Source organism: Polaromonas sp. P1_G2 (assembly GCF_056405515.1).
Map to the genome: position 1 here is coordinate 1 of NZ_JBFUBY010001637.1, position 374 is coordinate 374.

The following is a 374-nucleotide window of genomic DNA, read 5'->3' on the forward strand; positions in this document are numbered from 1 at the left end:
CTTCGGGCCTTTTTATATTGGCGACCGATTCGTATGATATTGTTTCTCTGACGCTCGGAGCCATGTGTCGATGGCGATGGATCTGACGTGCAAGAACAGGAAAATCACCGGAAATTTGCAGTCGCCCTGCACCAGCTTTACTGTTTTGGTGCGGGTCAAGGCCAAGCCCGTGATCCGGATTGTAAGACGGTCTGCCCATCCTTGCTCCAAGCCTCATATGTCGATAGAATTGAATTCTGTCGACACGTCATGCCGACATGTCGTCATCATCGACATATCGAAACATGTCGATAAATGAGGAAAACCTCGACATGTCATTCAGGCCCGACCGTCCCTACAACGACTTGCCTCTTCTACCCCCGCAGCGGATATAG

Annotated in this window: 1 protein-coding gene; it reads right to left on the reverse strand. The window is 50.5% G+C overall.

Annotated elements, in window-relative coordinates:
* Window positions 1-199 (reverse strand): hypothetical protein (locus AC1D0P_RS31895; RefSeq protein ID WP_477680382.1); only part of this gene is annotated, 199 nt, incomplete at its 3' end.
* Window positions 200-374: the final 175 nt, after the last annotated feature.